General features: G+C 53.7%; 21 protein-coding genes. 12 read left to right on the forward strand and 9 right to left on the reverse strand.

Annotated features, from left to right (window positions below):
• The first annotated feature begins 176 nt into the window (after window positions 1-176).
• On the forward strand, window positions 177-1,103 hold the full coding sequence (locus ACQ4M4_RS07650; RefSeq protein WP_430683885.1) for a hypothetical protein: 927 nt from the start codon (window positions 177-179) through the stop codon (window positions 1,101-1,103).
• Between the two features lie 17 nt (window positions 1,104-1,120).
• Here ACQ4M4_RS07650 and ACQ4M4_RS07655 read toward each other — a convergent pair whose 3' ends face one another.
• A complete protein-coding gene (locus ACQ4M4_RS07655) occupies window positions 1,121-2,134 on the reverse strand; it encodes a glycosyltransferase family 2 protein (RefSeq protein ID WP_430683886.1) in 1,014 nt (337 codons plus the stop codon).
• Window positions 2,135-2,302: 168 nt separating this feature from the next.
• On the opposite strand from ACQ4M4_RS07655, the gene secD reads away from it, so the two are divergent.
• The 3 genes from secD (at window position 2,303) to ACQ4M4_RS07670 (ending at window position 5,196) form a co-directional block, all read left to right on the forward strand.
• Window positions 2,303-3,715, forward strand: coding sequence for a protein translocase subunit SecD (gene secD / locus ACQ4M4_RS07660; protein WP_430683887.1), 1,413 nt, complete (start codon window positions 2,303-2,305; stop codon window positions 3,713-3,715).
• The gene (secF, locus tag ACQ4M4_RS07665; RefSeq protein WP_430683888.1) at window positions 3,712-4,695 is read left to right on the forward strand and encodes a protein translocase subunit SecF; all 984 of its coding nucleotides are present in this window, start codon (window positions 3,712-3,714) and stop codon (window positions 4,693-4,695) included. Before secD ends, secF begins: the two co-directional genes overlap by 4 nt.
• A gap of 66 nt (window positions 4,696-4,761) precedes the next feature.
• Window positions 4,762-5,196: a hypothetical protein gene (locus ACQ4M4_RS07670; protein ID WP_430683889.1), complete on the forward strand. Its 435-nt coding sequence runs from the start codon at window positions 4,762-4,764 to the stop codon at window positions 5,194-5,196.
• Between the two features lie 76 nt (window positions 5,197-5,272).
• On the opposite strand, the gene ACQ4M4_RS07675 is transcribed toward ACQ4M4_RS07670, so the two are convergent.
• Window positions 5,273-8,002 (reverse strand): diguanylate cyclase domain-containing protein, encoded by a 2,730-nt coding sequence (locus ACQ4M4_RS07675; protein ID WP_430683890.1) that lies wholly within the window; start codon window positions 8,000-8,002, stop codon window positions 5,273-5,275.
• 567 nt (window positions 8,003-8,569) lie between these two features.
• On the opposite strand from ACQ4M4_RS07675, the gene pgsA reads away from it, so the two are divergent.
• A complete protein-coding gene (gene pgsA / locus ACQ4M4_RS07680; protein ID WP_430683891.1) occupies window positions 8,570-9,076 on the forward strand; it encodes a CDP-diacylglycerol--glycerol-3-phosphate 3-phosphatidyltransferase in 507 nt (168 codons plus the stop codon).
• 220 nt (window positions 9,077-9,296) lie between these two features.
• Here pgsA and ACQ4M4_RS07685 read toward each other — a convergent pair whose 3' ends face one another.
• Window positions 9,297-10,235: an NAD-dependent epimerase/dehydratase family protein gene (locus ACQ4M4_RS07685; protein WP_430683892.1), complete on the reverse strand. Its 939-nt coding sequence runs from the start codon at window positions 10,233-10,235 to the stop codon at window positions 9,297-9,299.
• Window positions 10,236-10,528: 293 nt separating this feature from the next.
• Here ACQ4M4_RS07685 and ACQ4M4_RS07690 point away from each other — a divergent pair, with 293 nt between their 5' ends.
• Window positions 10,529-11,560: a hypothetical protein gene (locus ACQ4M4_RS07690; protein ID WP_430683893.1), complete on the forward strand. Its 1,032-nt coding sequence runs from the start codon at window positions 10,529-10,531 to the stop codon at window positions 11,558-11,560.
• Window positions 11,561-11,638: 78 nt separating this feature from the next.
• Here ACQ4M4_RS07690 and surE read toward each other — a convergent pair whose 3' ends face one another.
• Window positions 11,639-12,334, reverse strand: coding sequence for a 5'/3'-nucleotidase SurE (gene surE / locus ACQ4M4_RS07695; RefSeq protein WP_430683894.1), 696 nt, complete (start codon window positions 12,332-12,334; stop codon window positions 11,639-11,641).
• Window positions 12,335-12,343: 9 nt separating this feature from the next.
• Window positions 12,344-12,889 (reverse strand): SRPBCC family protein, encoded by a 546-nt coding sequence (locus ACQ4M4_RS07700; protein ID WP_430683895.1) that lies wholly within the window; start codon window positions 12,887-12,889, stop codon window positions 12,344-12,346.
• A gap of 559 nt (window positions 12,890-13,448) precedes the next feature.
• Here ACQ4M4_RS07700 and ACQ4M4_RS07705 point away from each other — a divergent pair.
• Genes ACQ4M4_RS07705 through ACQ4M4_RS07725 form a run of 5 tightly spaced genes read left to right on the forward strand, consistent with a single transcriptional unit; the run spans window position 13,449 to window position 15,956 of the window.
• Window positions 13,449-13,640 (forward strand): hypothetical protein, encoded by a 192-nt coding sequence (locus ACQ4M4_RS07705; protein WP_430683896.1) that lies wholly within the window; start codon window positions 13,449-13,451, stop codon window positions 13,638-13,640.
• A gap of 22 nt (window positions 13,641-13,662) precedes the next feature.
• Window positions 13,663-13,836 carry a hypothetical protein gene (locus ACQ4M4_RS07710; RefSeq protein WP_430683897.1) on the forward strand — a complete coding sequence of 58 codons (174 nt, stop codon included), beginning with the start codon at window positions 13,663-13,665 and terminating at the stop codon, window positions 13,834-13,836.
• Between the two features lie 12 nt (window positions 13,837-13,848).
• A complete protein-coding gene (locus ACQ4M4_RS07715) occupies window positions 13,849-14,418 on the forward strand; it encodes a DUF4168 domain-containing protein (RefSeq protein WP_430683898.1) in 570 nt (189 codons plus the stop codon).
• 54 nt (window positions 14,419-14,472) lie between these two features.
• Window positions 14,473-15,450 (forward strand): carbohydrate kinase family protein, encoded by a 978-nt coding sequence (locus ACQ4M4_RS07720; RefSeq protein ID WP_430683899.1) that lies wholly within the window; start codon window positions 14,473-14,475, stop codon window positions 15,448-15,450.
• 41 nt (window positions 15,451-15,491) lie between these two features.
• Entirely contained in the window at window positions 15,492-15,956 is a 465-nt protein-coding gene (locus ACQ4M4_RS07725) for a CYTH domain-containing protein (protein ID WP_430683900.1), read from the forward strand.
• Window positions 15,957-16,258: 302 nt separating this feature from the next.
• On the opposite strand, the gene ACQ4M4_RS07730 is transcribed toward ACQ4M4_RS07725, so the two are convergent.
• Window positions 16,259-16,990: a response regulator transcription factor gene (locus ACQ4M4_RS07730; RefSeq protein WP_430683901.1), complete on the reverse strand. Its 732-nt coding sequence runs from the start codon at window positions 16,988-16,990 to the stop codon at window positions 16,259-16,261.
• A 510-nt stretch (window positions 16,991-17,500) separates the two neighbouring features.
• Here ACQ4M4_RS07730 and ACQ4M4_RS07735 point away from each other — a divergent pair.
• A complete protein-coding gene (locus tag ACQ4M4_RS07735) occupies window positions 17,501-18,106 on the forward strand; it encodes a CPP1-like family protein (RefSeq protein ID WP_430683902.1) in 606 nt (201 codons plus the stop codon).
• Window positions 18,107-18,337: 231 nt separating this feature from the next.
• Here the strand turns inward: ACQ4M4_RS07735 and ACQ4M4_RS07740 are convergent, their stop codons facing one another.
• The 3 genes from ACQ4M4_RS07740 to ACQ4M4_RS07750 all read right to left on the reverse strand — a co-directional run bounded on the left by ACQ4M4_RS07740 (window position 18,338) and on the right by ACQ4M4_RS07750 (window position 20,494).
• Complete coding sequence (locus ACQ4M4_RS07740) at window positions 18,338-19,078, reverse strand: HAD family hydrolase (RefSeq protein WP_430683903.1); 741 nt, start codon at window positions 19,076-19,078, stop codon at window positions 18,338-18,340.
• 199 nt (window positions 19,079-19,277) lie between these two features.
• On the reverse strand, window positions 19,278-19,793 hold the full coding sequence (locus ACQ4M4_RS07745; protein WP_430683904.1) for a DUF456 domain-containing protein: 516 nt from the start codon (window positions 19,791-19,793) through the stop codon (window positions 19,278-19,280).
• A gap of 44 nt (window positions 19,794-19,837) precedes the next feature.
• Window positions 19,838-20,494: a cofactor assembly of complex C subunit B gene (locus ACQ4M4_RS07750; RefSeq protein WP_430683905.1), complete on the reverse strand. Its 657-nt coding sequence runs from the start codon at window positions 20,492-20,494 to the stop codon at window positions 19,838-19,840.
• Between the last annotated feature and the right edge of the window lie 172 nt (window positions 20,495-20,666).

The following is a 20,666-nucleotide window of genomic DNA, read 5'->3' on the forward strand; positions in this document are numbered from 1 at the left end:
CGCAACTTCTATCTAGCGAGAGAGGAACGAGGGCGATCGCTCTTCCTCACCACCACCAACCCAAACACTCCACCTTACTGAAGGGTTGTGTGTATCACATGACACGCTTGTAAACATCTTGATACAGAGAAGCCTGGTGTGGGAAACCTGAGGGCGTTGTTGCTGATTACCTGACTATGGCCAAGGTCAACGTAAGCGTTTCCGTTGCAGATAAGGGTGAGCAGAAGAAACAGGGCTGGATGATCGCAATACTTGGCGTCAGTGTTGTGGGTCTGTTAGGTGTGGGGGCGATCGCCACAGTGTTCTATAACAAAACCTCAACGGCACCAGTAGCAGACGCGATCGCATCCCCTGAAGCATCGCCCTCACCTGCCGCTGTAGAATCGGCACCCGCTGCCCCTCCATCTCCCCCAGCCGCTACCCCAACGCCCACACCCGTTGCCTCAACGAGCCCCAATTATCAGCTTGCACTGGATACCGGAATGGCTGCCGCAACGTTTGCTCAAACCGCTGCATCCACGGAGGATTGGCAGGGTGTGTCATCGCTGTGGAGCCAGGCGATCGAGCGCCTCAACACGATTCCCCAAGGCGACAAAAACTACGCCGTGGCTCAGCAAAAGCTGACAGAATACCAACGAAATTTGAACTATGCGCAGCAACAAGCCACCGCAATTCAAAACGGGGATAACTTTACAGCGTTAGGGATTTCTCGAAATCAACTGCTGTACAACCTTGAGGGTTATGGCATTGAGTTTAGTCTTGAGGAGGCTTCGCCCATCAACGGCCAGCCAAGAATTATTGGCAAAGCCTCCAACGGTGCTGTAATTGAGCTGATTGGCGATCGCGAAGTGACAAAAGCTACCTTGGTCGCCCCATCTGCACGCACGAATGAAGGTCTGGTTAGCGGTATGTATCTTGCTGCGTTTCTGACGGAGGTGATTCCCAATTTGGACTCGGTTGATTGGTTGGTTGCAAAAGCGGAAGAAACGTTCCGACAACGCAAGGAACCGCAATTTTCGACGATATATGGCGATCGCCAAGTCACCGCTGCCGTTGTTCTAGAAACTGGAGCCTTATCGCTCACCGTGGAGCGGGTCAAATAGCCTCTTTGAAACAACGCCTAGTTGCGAGATGAAGGAGTACTCATCGAAACGGCTGGGTAGTTGCTAAATCCGTAGGCATTGCGCACGAGATACAGAGGTCGCCCCTTTACCTCTTCGTACACGCGTCCCAGATATTCGCCCAAAATGCCCAGCGTCATCAGCTGCACGCCGCCCAGCGACAAAACCGCCACCATCAGCGAGGCATACCCCGGCACATCCACCCCAAACAGCAGCGTGCGCACCACCAAAAAGCCCGCATACATGAGCGTGATGAGGGAAATCATCAGGCCCAAGTAGCCCCACAGCTTCAGCGGCACCAGGCTAAAGGAAAAAATGCCATCCAACGCAAAGTTCCAGAGCTTCCAATAATTCCAGGTGGAGCGGCCCTGGTAGCGGGGGGCGCGATCGTACTCGACAGCAGTTTGCCGAAAGCCCACCCAGGCAAACAGCCCTTTCATAAAGCGGGTGCGCTCCGGAATTTGCTTGAGTACCTCGACTACCCGCCGATCGAGCAAGCGAAAGTCTCCGGTATCTCTGGGAATGGGGGTATTGCTAACGCGGCCAATGACCCGATAAAAGCTGTAGGCGGTGAAGCGCTTGAGCCAGGTTTCTCCTTGGCGCGATCGCCGCACGGCATACACCACATCAAACCCTTCGCGCCACTTGGCAAGCAACTCATGAATCAGCTCTGGTGGGTCTTGCAGATCGGCATCCATCACCACAACCGCATTGCCCACGGTGTAGTCCATGCCAGCGGTAATTGCCACTTCTTTGCCAAAGTTGCGCGAAAAATCCACCACCTTAATGGCGGGATTGCGATGATGATGAGCAATTAAAAAAGACACAGTTTGATCGCGACTGCCATCGTTGACACACACCACCTCATAGGCCACATTAAGCGGTGCCAACACGGCCTCAATCCGCTCAAAGAACCAATCAATATTCAGCTCCTCGTTGTAAAACGGAACCACAATCGAGAGTTCTACTTCGGATCGTTCAATATGCGGGGTAGATTGAAATGCACCGGACATGGCTGTAGATTCCACCTGGGCGATCGCAAGAAAAAGATGTGTGCGTTGCGCGCTTCTTGAAAATACAGCATTTAGCTGGGATGGACTAGCGCTAGGAAGGGAGGCAGAAGCCCTGACCATTCGCTCGCGGTTCCGGCTATCATAGCGAATGTTGTATCAGCTACAGACATGGGTAGGCAGCGCTCACTTCTGGCTTTTATTTTGGTGCTCACGATCGCATCCATTGTGGTGCTTACGCAAATTCCCATGCGGTTGGGGCTTGACTTGCGCGGTGGTTCGCAGCTAACGCTTCAAGCGCTGCCCACCGATGCAGTTCCCGAAATTACCCCCGAAAAACTGGAAGGGGTTCGCAGTGTTGTGGAACGACGAATTAACGGTCTGGGGGTTTCGGAATCGGTGGTGCAAACCGCAGGCGAAGATCAGCTTGTGGTGCAGCTACCCGGTGTGAGCGATCCAGAGCAGGCGGAGCGGGTGCTGGGTGGCACCGCCCAGCTCGATTTTCGTCAGCAGCGCGCTGGCACTGAGGGCAATCTTCAGGCCGAATTCAGCGCTCGCCAAACGCTATTGCAAGAGCAGGCAACCCTGCTGGCTAGCGGGGGCGATGAAGCTGCGATCGCCCGCAACCAGCAAGCGCTGGATGAAACAAACGCTTCAATTGCCACCTATTTTGACAAAACAGAATTAACAGGCGATCGCCTAACGAATGCCTACGCAGCTCCCATTAGTGGTTCTGCCTGGGAAGTGGGCATCGAATTTGATGACCAGGGTGGCAACCAGTTTGCCGAGCTGACCAAAAACATTGCTGGAACTGGACGCGGCCTGGGCATCTTTCTGGATAACGAACTGTTGAGCGCTCCCACCGTAGAAGCCCGCTACGCCGAAACGGGCATTACGGGCGGGCGGGCTAGCATTACCGGGGGCTTCAATGCCCAGCGTGCCGCTGATCTATCCCTGCAGCTGCGTAGTGGTGCCTTACCCGTTCCGGTTGAAATTGTTGAGAACCGTACCGTTGGCGCGACCCTGGGCCGCGATAGCATTCAGCGCAGTTTGTACGCTGGCTTGGCGGGACTGGTATTTGTCCTGGTGTTTATGGTGTTTTACTATCGCCTGCCAGGAGCGATCGCCGATGTTTCCCTCATTATCTATTCACTGCTGTCTCTGGCCGTTTTCGACCTCCTGGGGGTGACGCTCACCCTGCCCGGAATTGCCGGCTTCATCCTCAGCATTGGCATGGCGGTTGATGCCAACGTCCTCATTTTTGAGCGCACCCGTGAAGAGTTGCGTGCTGGCAAAACTCTGTATCGCTCTGTTGAATCTGGGTTCTATCGAGCCTTTTCCAGCATTTTGGACAGTAACGTTACCACGCTCATTGCTTGTGGTGCCTTGTTCTGGCTGGGATCGGGGTTTGTGCGGGGCTTTGCCCTGACGCTGGCGCTGGGTGTGTTGGTGAGTATGTTTACCGCACTGACCTGTAGCCGAACGCTGCTGCTATTTGTTCTCAGTTTTCCGGGGTTGCGCAAGCCCCAGTACTTTGCTCCCAAGCTGTCCAATTCGTCGTCTCAAGCCAACGTTGCCTCATGAAACTTTACGTCATCCAACAGCGCAAACTTTGGTGGGCGATTTCGCTGGCCGTCATTCTTGGCGGTATTGTGGCCATGCTCATCTCTTGGCGGCAAGTCGGTGCTCCGCTTCGGCCTAGTCTCGACTTTGTAGGGGGGACTCGGTTACAAGTTGAGCTGATTTGCGCTCGCACCGATACCTGCGAAGGTCCCATTTCGCCCAGCGATGTGCGGGATGTGCTAGCAGACCGCAATTTAGCCAACAGCAGCATTCAGCTCTTAGGAGACGAACAGCACGCGCTTTCCATTCGCACCTCGATTTTGGATGTGGAAAACCGTACGGCATTACTCAGTGCGTTGAGCGATCGCATTGGCGAGTTTGACCCACAAACCACGCAGATTGATACCGTTGGCCCAACGATTGGTCGCCAGCTCTTCACTTCGGGAATGCTGGCCCTCGTGGTGTCCTTTGTGGGCATCATGGTCTATCTAAGTTTCCGATTTCAGTCTGACTTTGCGGTGCTGGCGATCGTTGCGCTGCTACACGATGTGTTGGTCACCTTAGGCGTGTTTGCGGTGCTGGGTTTGGTGTTGGGCGTTGAAGTCGATAGCCTATTTATCGTTGCCTTGTTAACCATTGTTGGATTTTCGGTGAACGATACTGTGGTCATTTACGATCGGGTGCGCGAGCTGATCAAAGAACATCCAGAACGCCACATCAACGACACTGTGGATGATGCCGTTAACCAAACCTTGACCCGTTCTATCAACACCACCTTTACAACGGTGCTGCCTCTGGTGGCTATCTTCCTGTTTGGTGGCGAAACGCTGAAATACTTTGCTCTGGCCCTCATTATTGGATTTATTGCGGGGGTTTACTCCAGCATCTTTATTGCCAGCACGCTGTTGGCCTTGTGGCGTGAGCGATCGGGGCGGGCATTTTTGGCTCCGGCTAGTGGGGTTGCCATAGAGGGGGCGATCGCGCCAGATGAGGCCTCTTAGCGATTTGCCTCGGCTCAATTTGCTTAAGAGTAACCGGGTACAGAAGGGTGCGACCAGCCACATGTCATGAACGACTCTCCGCAACCGCCTTCCGTTGAGGCAAACCACAACCTCATTGGAGATGTGCTAGACCCAGAGCTGCGACAGCAAATGGAGCGACTGCATCGCCTAACGGTGTATGGTCGCTGGGCGGTTGTCGTGGCGTTGTGGGTATTACTGGCTCCTTTCAGCGTATGGTCGCTGCGCTCGGAAATTGCCCTATGGCTGGACTACTTTACTTGGACGGCGGTACGTTACTCTCTCGCCTTTAATCCGGTTCCTGCGGTGGCTTTGGCCTTGTGCATTGGCATGACGGTGAGTGTGTTGGTGTGGCAGAGCCGCAATATTTTGTTTGGGTTGCCCGAAGGCGATCGCCGTCGCTTGCAAGATCGAGTCCTAAAAATCCGGCAGCAGGGACCGAGCCATCCCCTATGGGCGCGAGTTTGTCAGACATCGCGATGATGACTCTGTGCCAATGCCTCCCTGCGGCTTTATAGGCAACGGGATGAAGAGCAATCCATCGCCAGATTCCAGGTTGCTAAAGGGATAACACGGCGTAGCGATCGCGTCCTTGGCTTTTGGCTTGATACAGCGCGTGATCGGCCACTTCAATCAACAGTTGGGGCGAGAGATTTGAATTAGGCAGGGTCGTAGCCACTCCCAAACTCAGGGTGACGTAGGGCTGAATCGGCGACGATGCATGCAAAATTGAGAGCGATCGCATTGCCTGCTGAATCTTTTCCACAACATGAACTGCCCCGGTGGTACTGGTATTGGGCAACACAATGACAAATTCCTCGCCGCCATAGCGGGCCAACAGGTCGGCAGGTCGGGCGACCGTTTTGCTAATCGTTTGGGCAATGCGAATTAAGCATACATCGCCGGCCTGGTGGCCGTAGGTATCGTTGTAGGCTTTGAAATGGTCTACATCACACAGAATTAACGAGAGCGATCGCTGCTCGCGAGCCAAACGCAACCACTCTTGCTGTAGATAGTCATCAAAGCGGCGACGGTTGGCTACCTGGGTTAAGCCATCAATGGTTGCCAAATGCTCCAACTGTTGGTTGGCGGCTTCTAGCCGTTGGTACAATTCCGACTGCTGAATGGCGATCGCCAACTGAGCTGCAATCACCTCTGCCAAACCGCATTCATCCTCATTCCATTGATGGGCAGCTTGCACCCTCAGCAGGCACAAGCAACCCCAAATGCGCTCTCCACTTTGTTCGCCATAGTGAATGGGAACCAGCAGCCAAGGCCCCGGAAAGGCCCGCACCAACCGATGGTGGATGGTGTCTGCTAAGGTTTCCGGTTCTGTAATTTGTATCGTTTCGAGCTGACGTAACCGCTGGCTGAGTGGATTGCCCTGATCTGTAAACTGAAACTCATGGGCTCGGGCACCGCGCGCCCGGCGACCATGGGTATGAACCGTTACCCAGCGATCGCGAGTGTTCACGTATTGCACAATAGCGACCGCATCAGCCCGCAATAGTTCCACAACTTCCTGCGCGGCCGTCGAAAAAATATCCTTCAGGTTCAAGGAATTATGAATTACCTGAATCACTCGATTCAGCGTTTGTTCTCGCTCAATTTTGAGCCGCAGCGCCGACTCAACGTGCTTCAGGTCGCTAATATCGCTAAACGTACACACCACTTGCAGCACGTGCCCCTCCGCATCGTATTGGGGCTCGGCATTCACGGATAGCCACACATGGGCCTGGCGAAAAGGGTTGATGACCCCCATGACTACGTTCCGCCGAGGCTCGCCAGTGGCTAGGGCGATCGCCACGGGATGCTCCTCATCAGGCAGGGGCGAGCCGTCCTCTCGCAACATCGCCCACTGAGGGTCAAATGCGACCGTACCCGCTAGCTGCGCCTCTGTCAAACCCAACAGGCGCAGTGCTGCCGGGTTGCTCAGTACTTCCGATGAGTGCGCTTGGTGAACTAGCACCCCCACATCCAAATTTTGTACCAAATTATGAAACCGTTGAGCATTCGGTAATCTATCCACTTGCTCAAGCCGTTGGCGCTGCTCTTGTAGCTGATGCATGAGTTGGTTAAACGCTTCGGCCACATTTCCCAAGTCGCGTTGCGGTGGAACTTCAACCCGCACATCCATTTCGCCTTGCAATGCCAGCCGAGTAGCCCGACTCAATTGGGTAATAAACCTGCGCTTCCACTGCGTGGCTAATACTCCAACGCTCAGCGGAACTAAAAGCACCAGGATACTCAACCCCACGGGCCATTGGGCGGTGCCCATGGCCGCTATCCCAGTCTCCGATAGCGCGGTCACCAGCCGCCACCGCAGGCCATATTGATCCTGAAAAGGTTGGACATGGATGAGTTGGATTCCCTCGGGTGTGTGAACGCGATGTAGTGTGCCCTGCTCAATGTTTTGAAACCCTTCGTGGTGGTTCGCCAAAAACCGACTAATGGTTCGCACCGAATCATCGCGACTGTCAACGGCGGCAATGCGCTTATATTGCAACTTGCCGTTGGCAAGAGTTGCGGTAAAGGTAGGGGTTGTTGTGGAGCTGGCCACTATCAAACCGTTGGGCTCCACCAAAAAGATGGTGCCTACGGTGCTGGTTTTCATGGCGGCCAGTAGGTGGTTCAGCAGTTCCAACTCAATGCCTACAGCCACAACGCCTTGCAGCTCTTGCGTAACTGGATCAATGAGCGGCCGACTAGCATACATGGATAGGGTCGTATATCCCAACGCTGGCGTGATGGGGCTCCAGGTTGGGTGCTGGGTTGCGATCGCTTTTTGATACCAGGCTACCTGCGACACCGGCAGCGTTGTGGTGATATCCTGCAGTTGCTGGGGGCTACCGTTGGCACTAAGGGAATAGTGCTGGATCTGATTGGTCTTTGGGGCATCAATCTTGAGCAATTGCAAATGGCCCAGTCGGGTAACGGCGCGCAAATTGCCCTGAGATTGGCCGATGCTTAGACTACTCACAGAGCCAAAGGTTTGCATCCGGCTCCACAAGTGTTGTTCAACCTGCCGCATATTTTCAAGGTTGAGCCTGCCGTCTGCCACATCCTGTTCGATCAGTTGACCCATTAAATGGGCGATCGCCAAATAGGACTCTAGCTTGGTTGCAATTCGCAGGCTCGTTTCATCGATTAACTGATGCGAAAAATGAGGAACAGTATGCCGTTCGTATCGATCAGCCCAATAGCCTAAAACGCCAGCCGTACCCAACAGCTGCAATACGGCTGCAACCGTCCACAACCAACGGATTGAGCAACCATGTTGAAGGCGCAAGCAAAGGTTAGTAATGTTTCGATGAGAAAGTTGTGCTGCCCAAATGTTCAGAAAATGACCCATAGCCAGTGGGCATCCCGGGTTTGCTAAAAAAACATGTTTATAATGAATCGACCTCTTGAATGGGCGGACAAACGCCAAATGTTGCGTTTTTCCGTGGGGGTAAATTTATCCTAGCCTTTTCAAGACCCGACTGTAAGCGCATACATACGCTTCAACTTGCGTCAGCAATTGCCAGGTTGGTTCGGCTCGGTTCAGGATGGGTTGTCTTCCCTGTTTCAGCACGCAGTTGCCAACCAATAATTTTCTATCGGAGTGTGGAGTGCGATTGCTAGTCAGGCAAATTGCGGCATTGCTCTAGTCTGTAACGCTTTATGATTGAAGCTTGAGCAGTTGGGAGTTCCACCAATGATGGCTGACCTGTGCCATTCGCGCTTTTGGCCATTCGCAATTTTGTCGCCCCAATGGTTAACCCATCCCATGTTGAATCACTAGACGGCATACATCCCCCTCACAGCATGTGGATGCGATCGCTTGGGCTTAATCTTCCCTGTTTGGTGCTTGGGTATGAACCTTCCTACTTGGATTACGGTTTCGCGCTTGGTTGGTGTGCCTGTGTTGCTGGTGTTGCTACACCAGCCAACCGAGTCGCTACGCTGGTTGGCATTGGCCATTTTTTTGGTCGCGGCGGGGACTGACTGGCTCGATGGATACCTGGCTCGCAAGCTCAATCAGGTGACCGATCTGGGTAAGTTCTTGGATCCTTTGGTGGATAAGCTGCTGGTGCTGGCTCCCCTGCTGTCGTTGATTCAGTTGGGGCAGGTGCCTGCCTGGGGCGTGTTTTTGATTTTGGCGCGAGAGCTGGCGATCGCCGGATGGCGCGTCAACCAGGTCAAAATTTCGGGAGCCAACATTTGGGGCAAGCTCAAGACGGTTACCCAAATTGGGGCGATCGCCCTGTTGATTGCCCCCATGACAGCGACAAGTTTGCTTGCCCAAGTTGCCTTTTGGTTAGCGGTTGGCCTCACCCTTGTGTCGGGTGCGATCTACGCCTTTGGCAAGCCCGCCAGCTAGCAGACCTGCAGCATGAATTGGAGGCAGCGTCGCTGTGCCACAATTCATGCTGCAAAAAACTGAGTTTTGGATAAGCTGAAGTGCCCATTTTTGCGTGCGCGTCGCGCACGCAAAAATGGGCTTTTCTGAGGGTTGCGCGTCGCGCAACCCTCAGAAAAGCCCTTAACCGAAACTGATGCTGCAAAAAAATATTCGTGCAGGGGGCTAGGAGTTGAGCTGCTTACGACCGAGCCGCCAAAATTTCATCATCTACAGAAAAGTCGATTTCAGCTTTGTCGCGTCCCGAAGCCAAATAGTCATTCTGGAACGAGTCCTGGAGGCCCGATACCAAATCAAACTCAGGCTGCCAGCCCAAATCGGTTTTGGCCTGGTGAATATCGGTGAAGAAGTGTTGCGTTCGCATGGGAAAAGCCTTGCGCTTACCAAAGTCAAAGGCTTTGGGGTCGTAATGAACGAGCTGTACGCTGTCGGGGGCTTTGCCAGCCGCCGCCGCACAGGCGCGGGCCAATCCATCGAAGGTGACGGCGCGATCGCCCGAGATGTTGTAAATTTTGCCGATCGCTTGTGTGTTGCCCAACACGGCTGCCATCGCCGCTGCTAGGTCGCTGCAATGGCCCAACTGAGTGAGGTGCATCCCGTTGCCAGGTATGGGAATGGGGCGATCGCGCACAATGCGATCGAAAAACCACGCTTCCAAATCGTTGTAGTTCTGCGGCCCGTAAATGTAGACCGGACGAATGGATGTGAAGGGCAATCCCTGCTCCGCTAAATAGGTTTCTGTTTCAAACTTGCCTTTGTGACGACTTTTGGGATCTATGGCATCGCCTTCTATATGGGGCATTTGATCCGATTTCAAATACACCCCTGCCGAGCTGACATAGATAAAGTGCTGGATGCGATCGCGACAAATTTCTGCCAGAGGCTGGGTATCACTCAGCTCGCGGCCATTGTTGTCAAACACGGCATCAAAGGATTCATGGGCCAGCTTGTCTTTCAAAATGAGGGGATCGGTGCGATCGCCCACAATGTGCGAAACCCCTTCTACCGGAATCGGCTTGTTGCCCCGGTTAAACAGCACTACGTCGTGCCCCTGCTTGACCAACTTCCTGGTTAGGTACACGCCAATAAAGCGGGTTCCGCCCATCACTAGCACGCGCATGCCATTACTCCTTTTCTGTGCCGGACTCGATCAACTGTCTGCTTGTTTCCTCATCCTAAAATGGATCGCGATCAATTCTTGCAAGCCAGGGGAACAGTTTGCCCTCCCAGAGAGATCAATCCTGATAAGAGGCGGGAATTCTAAGTACAACTTTGTCTGTGTCTGGACTTACGCATTGGTGTTGTGAGTAGGGTGCGAAGCACCCTACTCACAACACCAACACACCAGATTGAGTGGGCTTGCGTAAGTCCTGTGTGTGTAAACAGCGACATCTTACTCGGTGGAGTCAAGTGATGCAGCGAATCATTCGCCATGGAATGTGGGTGGTCATTGGGGTGGTGGTCGTGGTGGTGTTTGCCGTGATGGGAAAGATAGGCGCGTCCTCTCCCGCTGCCCTAGAGGGCGGTATTGCTTCGGTACGCTTGGGTGAACCCTCGACCGCCGCTGTAACCGCCATTCTGCCAGGGCGGGCATTTACGTGTACTTTGGGCGATACCGTGGATGAATGCACGACAACCGTTGACGGGCGATCGCTCGTGGTGATGGTGCGCTATCCCAGTCGTGAGCGTGTCATGTTTGCGCCGAATGTGGCGTGTGAGGCAACCTACAGCGGCACCCCAGTGGGCTGCGAAGCCTACTACGACTATGGCCCCGGAGCGATACCGATGATTGGGCTGAACTCGGATCTAGGTTTGAGTCGCGACCAAATGCAAGCGTTGCGCAGTACCTATCCCCTTGAGCAATCGGGCGAGGCGGGGTGGTTTCGGCTGGTGCAGCAGGTGGCGATCGCTTCAGCAATTCTGGCTTGCATCACGGCATGGCTCAACACTCACCAACAGCTAAACGCCATTACCAGATTGAATGCGGGCATTGTAACGGCAACGATTGGCTATGGAGCTTTTATGGTGTTGCTGCTTCGGTATGCGGGCCTGTTGGGTTGGTATGACACAACTCCTGTGCGCACCATGTTGGCGATCGCCGTTGGGGTAGCGTTTTCGGCTGTGCTGGGTGGGTTCTTTGCCTGGAATTTGAGAGGACACGGAAATCGGGCGATCGCGGGCTTATCTAGTGGCCTTGGTGCGGTTTTGGTGCTGCTGGGGGTAAGCCTGGTGACGCAGTTTACCTGGCTGTCTAATGTGATGATCCCTTTTGGGCCGTTGGTTGCAGCCGTGGTGTCGATAGGCTGTGCGGTGGCAGCCCTCGTGTGGTGGCGACCTCTTATGCTAGGGCGTGTCTTTGCCGGGTTCAACCTTGGCTTGTTTGTTTACTGCGGCCTGTTCTATTCCTTTGTATTGCTCATGCTTGGCTCAGGTCTTGTGGATTGATGGCTGCTCCAAGCATGCTAGAGAACGATTGCGCGATGCGGATGGCAGATGCCTGCCTGAATTCCAGCACCAACAGACTCAGTTCCAAAGCTTAATTTTGGTGATGGCAATGTTGCCGGAAAAGCACACGTCTACGTCTGCTTGAGGATCGCGATCGCGCTTGGGATATTCCCCGGCATAGCGCCAAGCGTCGTCCTCCAGCACAAACTCCAGCGGTAGCGGTTGGGTACACAACGGACAAAACACTAGCTCTGGCTCTGGGTCGGCCAGGGTGAGCGGCGGCAGATTCACATTCCAAAAGCTGCCCGGTTCCAGCGGCAGCGCCATCAGCTTCTCCAACACGCGGGCGGTTTGCTGTGTAGCGTACTCCCAGTCAATGGGCATGCCACGTCGAATCATGTGGGACAGGGCAATCCCTGGCACCCGATGCAGCACCGCCTCACGCACCGCCGCCACCGTGCCAGAAATATATACATCCGTGCCCAAATTTCCACCCGCATTCACACCCGACAGAACCCAGTTGGTGTCGGGAGCTAAGTGACTCAGAGCGATGCGGGTGCAGTCGGCAGGTGTTCCAGCGATCGCATATTCCCCTTCCGCCCGCTGTTGAATGGCAATGGGGCGATGGGTTGTGACCTGATGGCTACATCCAGAGTAATGGCCGGCAGGGGCTACAATTACGCTGCGGCTGGCACTCTGTATCAGGGAGAGCGATCGCTGCAACGCTCGAATTCCTGGTGCGTCAATGCCATCGTCATTGGTAAGAATCATCATGCAACTAGCTTAGGCACACAGCACGCGGCGCATTTGCTGCATATTGCTGGGCAAATCAATGCGCATGGCCTGCTGCAATACCATTGAGGGCACTGGAATGGTGGGAGTGGCCTTGACCGAATAGGTCAGCAAGGTGCCGTCGCGATAGTCGTGCAGTTCCAAATCAGCCGAAAAGTCGTGGAAATTGCCTCGCTCCATGCGGAACTGAATGTGCTGGCGATCGCCCAAATGCCGTTCCAGCACGCTCAAGTACACCTCCACCTGAGCCGAAAACATGAGGAAGCTTTTGGTTGCCGCCTGATACAGCCGCTTCCAGCTACGTTCTGCCGTTTGCGAAATCACTTCGCTGCGAGTCACATCGGGAAAAAATTCCACCCAGCGAGAGTAGGTGGTGAGCTGCTGCCACGCAGACTCCCGCGATACAGGCAAAAACATGGTAGCCGTAACCGCAGCGCCCCAATCGGTATGGGGTTGAGTGTTGAGCAAAATTTCGCCGTTGAGCAATCGGGTGCGATCGCTGCCAGTAGGAGGTATTGTTGTCGCGTTTGTTGTCATACCAGCGGCACGAGAATCGGAATGAGGAGAATTCAATGAGGCCGCGTTTAGGTCTGAAGAGAATGCAACCATAGGGGTTAGGGTCTCAGTTCGCATTACTGTAACTCCGGATCAACCCTGCAAAGAGCCTTAGACTCTCACCAGTGTGCAATGAGTTTTATAAGGAAATGCACAGGGTTCTGATAAAGTTTCTGCTAAGTTTGAAGCGATGCCGCAACGCCAAAGGCGAATAAACAAGCCACCCCAATCGGGGGAAGAGTAAAGCTGCTGTGGGGCGCTCTCGATTGGGTGATGCACGGACTGCTCTCTGCCAACTTGTACATGCGCTGACTGACGGGCTTCTCTACAATAGTCGATACATTGGGGAAAGCGGCCTCCGTGGCGATCGCGAAATTCGAGACCCTAGCATTGTAGGTCACTGTAGAATCTCGGATAGATTCACTCGTCACATAAAATGGCAAGGAACCCAGCGGCGGTTTTTCCTTGTTTGTTTGATTTCGCTGAAAAATAGCCCTACAAAGCGGTACAAATAGTTTGGATTGAATTTGGAGTAATATCTGTGGGCCGTTCTCCCAACCTTGCCATCACAATCTTTCTCTTCACCATGGGCTTTTTGCTCGTGACGATGGCAATTCTGTTGCTGTTGCAGGCATTTGGTGTATTGCAAAACATTCCGCAAGAGGCCATTTGGGCATTGGTGTTGCTTGCAATTGGGTCTGGCATTTTGGCGGGCATTCGCCGACGAGCTTAGCGTGGGGGTAGGTAAGAGCATCATGCGAGTGACCACCAGCATCTTTTTATTTGCGCTGGCTATTACTGCAGCTGTGTGGCTGATGCGAGGCTTTGGCATTTTGACTTTTTTGCCAGGAGCTGTGATTTGGATTTTGCTGATACTCACCATCGCAGCTGGCATTTTAGACGTGGTTCAGCGTACTCGACGCTGGTGAGCTTTTGAGGCCATGACTGCCGTCCCCTCCGCTGCCATCCCATCCGCTGCCACAGATACTGCTGTCATGCAAACACCGATAATGTTCTGTCTGTTGCCAACACACCCCATGCTGCGCGATCGCACGTCTACTAGCAGACCTTCCTCTCACCGTTTTGGCTACCTGAGCGCTGTGGCCTGGGTGATTGGGTGGGTATTGATGATTGGATGGGTGATGTTGCCAAGTTTCCCCGCTCTTGCCGAGCCTGCCCCTCAGTCAGAGCTGCAAGCTGAGCCCATCATCGAGCCCTTACCCCGATCGTTTAATCTGCAAGCAGAAGATATTTCATCCGAAAAAGTGAGCCAGTTCGTTCACGCGTATCTTCAGGTTTTAAACCTAATTGAACAGCGTGAGGGGGATCTGCAATCGGCCGAAACTCAATTAGAATCTCTACGAGTGCAACAAGAAATTGAGACAGACGCGTTTGCCATGATTGAGTCATCTGGCTTGACGTGGCAGGAATATTTGCAACTGTTGGGATTGGCAAATACCGATGCCGAATTTGGAGAACGTGTCGTCAACCAATTGCAAGAAGCAGCGTGATGGCTTGGGCAGATCCGTTGCTTTGCGATCGCCCACAAGATTGGAGGACAGGTTATGACAAAGCCCCGTGTACTGTGTTTTGGTGAAGTGCTGTATGACTACTTGGCCGATCAGCCGGGTCGCCCCTATGAACAGGTTGTATCCTGGACGGCTTACCCCGGAGGTGCTCCTGCCAATGTGGCCTGCGCGCTCACCAAGCTAGGTACACCTGCGGGTTTTGTGGGTTGCGTTGGGCAAGATGAACCCGGCAATGATCTCGTCCAGCTTTTGCAAGATACAGGGGTAGATGTTAGCGGTGTGCAGCGGCATGCCACAGCGCCTACTCGGGCCATTTATGTGGTGCGAGCCGAGGATGGCGATCGCCAGTTTGCTGGATTTGGCGATCGCACAAGTGATGAGTTTGCCGATACCCGCCTCCAGGCCGCTCACATTCCGGCTGAGCTGTTCGTTCAGGCCGATTATCTCGTGCTGGGCACCCTAGAAATGCCCTATCCTGAGACCAATGCAGCCATTCAGCGTGCCCTCGAACTCGCCGAAATGCACTACGTCAAGTTGGTGCTGGATGTGAACTGGCGGCCCATGTTTTGGCCGGATGAGCAGGCTGCATGGCAGCAAATTCATAGCCTAATCAAGCGAGTGGATTTTCTGAAGCTTTCGGCCGAGGAAGCCGATTGGCTATTTGAAACCCGCGATCCCGGCGTGATTGCCCATCGGCTGGAAAGTATAGAAGGCGTGCTGGTCACCGATGGCGACAAGGGCTGTGCCTATGCGTTTTCGGGGTATGAGGGTAAGGCGGCCGCCTTTCCGGTCGATGTGGAAGATACAACAGGTGCTGGCGATGCCTTTGTGGCCGGCTTCTTGCACCAGCTGTGCCAGTTGGGCATTCCAGCGCTGCAAGATCCCGAAACGGTGCGGTCGGTCATGAGCTATGCCAATGCTGTTGGAGCGCTCACCACGATTCGGGCTGGGGCGATCGCCGCCCAACCCAGCCCAGCGGAAGTCGATGCCTTTTTATACATCAACCAGCGGTAGCCATTTACAGACTCGCAGAGACGAGCCACATCGAACAACGTATGGGCATTGAAATCGAGCGCAAGTTTTTGGTTACGGGCGATGGATGGCGATCGCTCGCAACAGGGACATCCTATCGTCAGGGATACTTGATGGCGGCTCAGGGGCGTACAGTCCGTGTTCGCATTGCAGGCTACCAAGGCTACCTCACCATTAAGGGAGCAACTCAGGGGCTAACTCGGCGGGAATTTGAGTACGAAATTCCCCTGGCTGATGCCGAAGAAATGCTGCATCATTTGTGCGATCGCCCCTTAATTGAAAAGACACGCTACAAAATCCCATTCAAGGGATTGATGTGGGAAGTCGATGAATTTGCTGGAGAAAATCAGGGGCTAATCATCGCAGAAGTTGAGCTAGAAAACGAACAGCAGGCGATCGCGCTACCCGAATGGATTGGCCAAGACGTATCCCACGATCCCCGCTATTACAACGCCTATCTCTCCAAACATCCCTACACCCGCTGGTAAAACCCTGGTACCCTGTTCCGCATCAGCCGAAGCCACCATTTGCCACCATTTGCATGAGCATCCTTCACGCAAAATGGGGGCTTTTCTGAGAATGGCGCACCGCATAACCCTCAAAAAAGCCCTGAACCGAAACCAACCGTTGGTGACAACCAGCGCAAGAACCGCCACCATCGCAACAAATCAAAACCCCCTGACTAAGCATAGCCAAGGGATCTGATCGCGTTCGATTGAGGAGGAGTTTTCAAATAGGAGTGTTCAGAACGGCGGAGAATCGGTTGCCGATGGAAACAACGCCTGTGAGCCTAGCTCTCTGCCTCCACCGTTGACGCGGCACCTCCCACCTGCTGGGGGGCCTCAAACTTGTACCCCACTCCACGGACTGTATGAATCAGCGTTGGCTGGCTGGTGTCAATCTCAATCTTTTTCCGAATTTGGCCAATGTGGACATCCACAACCCGTTGGTCACCCACATACTCGTAGTCCCACACCTTTTGAATTAGCTCGGCTCGCCGCCATACTCGGCCCGGATTGCTCGCCAAAAAGTGCAGCAAGTCAAACTCTAGAGCCGTCAGGTTCACCAAATCGCTGTTGAGCGTCACAATACGCTTCACCGGGTCAATGGATAGGCCGTTGAACTCCAAACATTGTTGCTCTGCTGGGGTAACCGGGCGCTGACGCTTCAAAATTGCCTGAACCCGCACCTCTAGCTCACGCAACCCAAAGGGCTTGGTGAGGTAATCGTCTGCTCCTTGCGAGAAGCCACGGATTTTGTCGTCTTCGTCAGCTCGACTAGTCAGCATGAGAACAAAGACGCCGGTGCGCCCCTGCATTTCTTGGCAGAGGTTATAACCGGTCGAATCTGGTAAATTTACGTCCAAAATGACGAGATCGGGGTTGAATTGCTCGAAAATTGCCATCGCGCCCTTGCCATCTTCGGCTGCCTCTACCTGATAGTCATGTTTGGAGAGAAAGCGGTGAATCAGGTTTCGAATTCCGGGGTCGTCGTCTACTACGAGTATCTTGGCTTGAGCCATGACTATGACCTTGTCTCTTGAAGTTTAGATAACAGTAAGAAGGAGTGACGGGGATTGAAAGAAAAAGTCGGATGATAAAAAATTGGGGTTTGAACGTTGGGCTGTAAATATTTCAACAATGCTAACCAATACTTAAGAGATTGTACTTACTCTATTAAGCATCGAATGAAGAGATTCATCCGTATAGAACCAGAAATTTGCGTCAAAACGGTAAGGTAGATCTAGGGCTTAATCTGGGCTGGATGATAAGAACCAATATTTCCTCCTAAAAGGAATATTTTTATGGCTTCAAATTGGTGAATCTTTACTGATTCTATATTTGCGAACCAGAACTGGAAAGCTACACTAGTGGCTAGTGTCAGCATATCAAACTGGGTGAGTCAGGTTAGCATGCGAGGGAATCTACTGGATACCGATGGCAATACCTGCCATTTTGGCCTGTCTCCCTCTAAAATAATGCCCATAGTGTAGCTCTAAATTTACGATTGCGCGGGTCTTCGGAGGGTTTAGATGAGTGACCTCAGCCATTACGAAAAGCTTGGAGTCGATGAAGATTCTTCGTTTGAAGAAATTCAAGAGGCTCGCGATCGCTTGCTAGAGACCTGTAAAGGCGATCGCCGTCAGGCTGAAGCGATTGAAACAGCTTATGATGCCATCTTGATGGAGCGCTTGCGCATGCGTCAGGAAGGGCGGATCAAGGTGCCCGATCGCATTCGCTTTCCTGAGCGTATTGTTGAGCCTGCACCCGACTACGCCCCAACCCCTGCCAAGGCCAGCCCCGAGTGGCTTCAGCGGCTAGTTGATACGCCCAGCCGCAATGACGTGCTCTTGCCAGGTGGGTTAATGCTGGCGGCGGCATTATTTAGCCTGAGTTCGCCACCCGTTGCTTTAGCCTTGGGGGTGTCCTTCTGCTTCTACTTCCTCAACCGAAAAGAGCACAAGTTTGGCCGAGCCTTTTTGCTCACCTTGATTGCGCTTGTGGTGGGTGTGTTGATGGGTTTGGGCATCGGTAGCGTGCTAGCGACGATGCTGGGCGGTATGGGGCTTTCACCCGATGCGTTTGCAGCCATGTTAACGATGGTGCTGCTGTGGGTGGTTTCTAGCTTCTTACGCTAATTTTTGTTTCCGTTTCCATCTTGCTTTCATCTCCATAAGAGGATGTCTGAGAAGTCAAAAAGTAGCCCTCATCCCCCAGCCCCTTCTCCCAAAATTGGGAGAAGGGGCTGGGGGATGAGGGCAATACACGAAACTTTAGGCACTTTTCAGCCGTCTTCTAACTTTCATCCCAAAGCAATAGCCCGGAATGATTCAAGCCATTCCGGGCTATTGCTTTGGGATGTGTAGTCTTTAAGCCGACTGGGCAAAGTCAGAGTCGGCAGCAGCAACGACCGTGGATCGGGCGGGCTGAGTGCGGTATTGCTCAATCATGCGCAGGGCTTCGGTGAGGTTGGCGGCGATCGCATCGGGCTGGTGTAAACTTAGGCGATCGCGATCGCGAATTCCCGATGTGACGGCAATCACGGGAATTCCGTAGGTTTTGGCTGCGATAATGTCAGCCTCGGTATCGCCAACCATCCAGGTTTCGGCGGGGGGCAGCTCTGCCAGGGCACGCTTCATCAGCAAGGGCTTATCTTTGGTATCGGCAGTTTTTACATAGTTGTCGCTAAGGCAGTAGCGACGATCGGCCCGAAAAAAGCGTCCTAAGTTGCAACGCTCAAATGCTTCGTTGAGCTCGCTGGTGCGGCGCATCGTCATGACGGCTAGGTCGTACCCACGGGCTTGAATTTCGACGAGGGTATCGATAGCACCCGGAATTGGTTTGTCGTAGATGAGATAGGGCTGGGTGTGGACTGTTTGCTTGCGCAGCTTGGCAAAGGCTAGGGCTTGGTCATCGCATAAACCTGAGCGATTGCCAATTTCGCGTTCTGGAATTTGCGATCGCTTTAAGGCCCAAAATTCTGCCTTACTCAGCAGGTTGATGGCTTGTTCTGGCTTGCGTACCGTTTCCAAACAGTACTGGTACACGCGATAGTACCGCTCGGAAACATCCATAATCGGACCATCGAAGTCGGTGATAAGGCGAATCATGGGAGTACTGGCTACTGCGATTGTTAACTTTTATCTCAGATTAGCCGATTTTTTGGCAGATCAAAACCGCTAGAGGATAGAAATTCTGCTGCCTCTAGCACGATAAATCGTGAAGTTGGGCTGACGATTGGGAAGAATGGGGGGCTCGTTGCCAGGATTGACCCTGCTGAGTCAACGCTCATGCGCAGTGAGTCAATGTCTAGCCACCATAGAGCTGTGGCAGAGTCGTGATTAGAAATACGACGGTGCTGGCAATCGCCAAAACGAGCTGCACCAGCTGTCCCACCACATTGCCCACAAAGATGCCGAGTCCGGCCTTGAGCGCCACTTTAAAGTCTTTGCGGTAAAGGAACTCACCCACAATTGCCCCCACCAATGGGCCAATAATGGCTCCCAACAGCGGCCCCCCAAAGGGCAACGCAGGCAGCAAGCCAAAAATTCCCAATAAGAGCCCGACAAATGCGCCAATGACGCCCCATCGGCTTGCGCCAAACCGTTTTGCCCCCCAGTAGGTCGCCAAAAAATCAACGCCGGTACACAGCAACAGCGACACAATAGCGACCACCAGTGGCAGGGTAATGCCCGAAAATCCATTGAATGCGCCCCACACGGCGATCGCCACTGCGATGAGGCCCACTCCAGGCACGCCGGGCAAGACCGCACCCAAAATGCCCACTCCCATCAACAACACTAAAATCCAGTACAGCGCGACCATCGTTTCTCTCGCTTGCGTTTCGTTGCAGCGCTTTCATTGCAAAGCTATGCCGACGGCACCTGCAACGTGTGTAGGGTATTTTCTAGTTTATCGGCGATTCCGGCGATCCAGGCTTCATCCTGCTGGGTGTAGCTGCGGGGGGCATTGGCCGCCAGCAGCAATACGCCGCGATCGCCCATGGGTTGGCAGATCAGCCCCTGCACATTGTCGGGTAGGTAATCGAACTCTACCCGGCCAGGATAAAGCTGCAAACTGACCAAATAGATTGGCTTTTGGGTTTGTAGAGTCCGTTGTACGATAGGGCCAGCCTGGGTCATAGGTTTTGGCCCGAGGACGCCCCGCCGAAGCAGCACGCGTCCGTCGTACCACACCAGCAGCGATCGCGTAACGGTGTTCGTCAACAGTAGGTGAGAGGCCCATGCCAGTTCAGTTCTGACCGCTTCGGGCAAGTCTTCGGCCAGCTCCAAGCCTTCGGTGCCATTCAAGACCACTGCCTCGGGCGATCGCGGCTGAATGCGCTGCCACAGCAAGCCAGTCAAAATCAGCACGGCACACAGCATAATGCCCATCGCGTCAGAACGGGCTTGGGAATCCATCAGCATGGGAGTCGTCACGCGGTTGAGAAACAGCAGCGTACCGCCAATGCTGCCGACCACAAGGGGCAGTTGACGCAGAATCCGGTTGGGGTCGGGTTTGGCCATAGCAGGGAAAGGGGTGAAACGTTACAAGCTGGGAAGTGGGGCACAAAGCCTTCTCTATTTTCTACGGTTTGGGCCAGAGGGGGTAAGGTGAAAGCCGTCCTCTAGAGATGAGAAATCGGCAGTACGCTGATGGAAAAACTGGCGTTAGGATAGGCGTTGGTGATTGGCGATC

The organism is Leptolyngbya sp. AN02str, from assembly GCF_050565595.1.
Classification (GTDB): Bacteria; Cyanobacteriota; Cyanobacteriia; order Elainellales; family Elainellaceae; genus Kaiparowitsia.

Coding starts and splice junctions, on each gene's coding strand:
- ACQ4M4_RS07650 (WP_430683885.1), top strand. CDS start 177: ATGGCCAAGGTCAACGTAAGCGTTTCCGTTGCAGATAAGGGTGAGCAG.
- ACQ4M4_RS07655 (WP_430683886.1), bottom strand. CDS start 2,134: ATGTCCGGTGCATTTCAATCTACCCCGCATATTGAACGATCCGAAGTA.
- secD (WP_430683887.1), top strand. CDS start 2,303: ATGGGTAGGCAGCGCTCACTTCTGGCTTTTATTTTGGTGCTCACGATC.
- secF (WP_430683888.1), top strand. CDS start 3,712: ATGAAACTTTACGTCATCCAACAGCGCAAACTTTGGTGGGCGATTTCG.
- ACQ4M4_RS07670 (WP_430683889.1), top strand. CDS start 4,762: ATGAACGACTCTCCGCAACCGCCTTCCGTTGAGGCAAACCACAACCTC.
- pgsA (WP_430683891.1), top strand. CDS start 8,570: ATGAACCTTCCTACTTGGATTACGGTTTCGCGCTTGGTTGGTGTGCCT.
- ACQ4M4_RS07685 (WP_430683892.1), bottom strand. CDS start 10,235: ATGCGCGTGCTAGTGATGGGCGGAACCCGCTTTATTGGCGTGTACCTA.
- ACQ4M4_RS07690 (WP_430683893.1), top strand. CDS start 10,529: ATGCAGCGAATCATTCGCCATGGAATGTGGGTGGTCATTGGGGTGGTG.
- surE (WP_430683894.1), bottom strand. CDS start 12,334: ATGATGATTCTTACCAATGACGATGGCATTGACGCACCAGGAATTCGA.
- ACQ4M4_RS07700 (WP_430683895.1), bottom strand. CDS start 12,889: ATGACAACAAACGCGACAACAATACCTCCTACTGGCAGCGATCGCACC.
- ACQ4M4_RS07710 (WP_430683897.1), top strand. CDS start 13,663: ATGCGAGTGACCACCAGCATCTTTTTATTTGCGCTGGCTATTACTGCA.
- ACQ4M4_RS07715 (WP_430683898.1), top strand. CDS start 13,849: ATGACTGCCGTCCCCTCCGCTGCCATCCCATCCGCTGCCACAGATACT.
- ACQ4M4_RS07720 (WP_430683899.1), top strand. CDS start 14,473: ATGACAAAGCCCCGTGTACTGTGTTTTGGTGAAGTGCTGTATGACTAC.
- ACQ4M4_RS07725 (WP_430683900.1), top strand. CDS start 15,492: ATGGGCATTGAAATCGAGCGCAAGTTTTTGGTTACGGGCGATGGATGG.
- ACQ4M4_RS07730 (WP_430683901.1), bottom strand. CDS start 16,990: ATGGCTCAAGCCAAGATACTCGTAGTAGACGACGACCCCGGAATTCGA.
- ACQ4M4_RS07735 (WP_430683902.1), top strand. CDS start 17,501: ATGAGTGACCTCAGCCATTACGAAAAGCTTGGAGTCGATGAAGATTCT.
- ACQ4M4_RS07740 (WP_430683903.1), bottom strand. CDS start 19,078: ATGATTCGCCTTATCACCGACTTCGATGGTCCGATTATGGATGTTTCC.
- ACQ4M4_RS07745 (WP_430683904.1), bottom strand. CDS start 19,793: ATGGTCGCGCTGTACTGGATTTTAGTGTTGTTGATGGGAGTGGGCATT.
- ACQ4M4_RS07750 (WP_430683905.1), bottom strand. CDS start 20,494: ATGGCCAAACCCGACCCCAACCGGATTCTGCGTCAACTGCCCCTTGTG.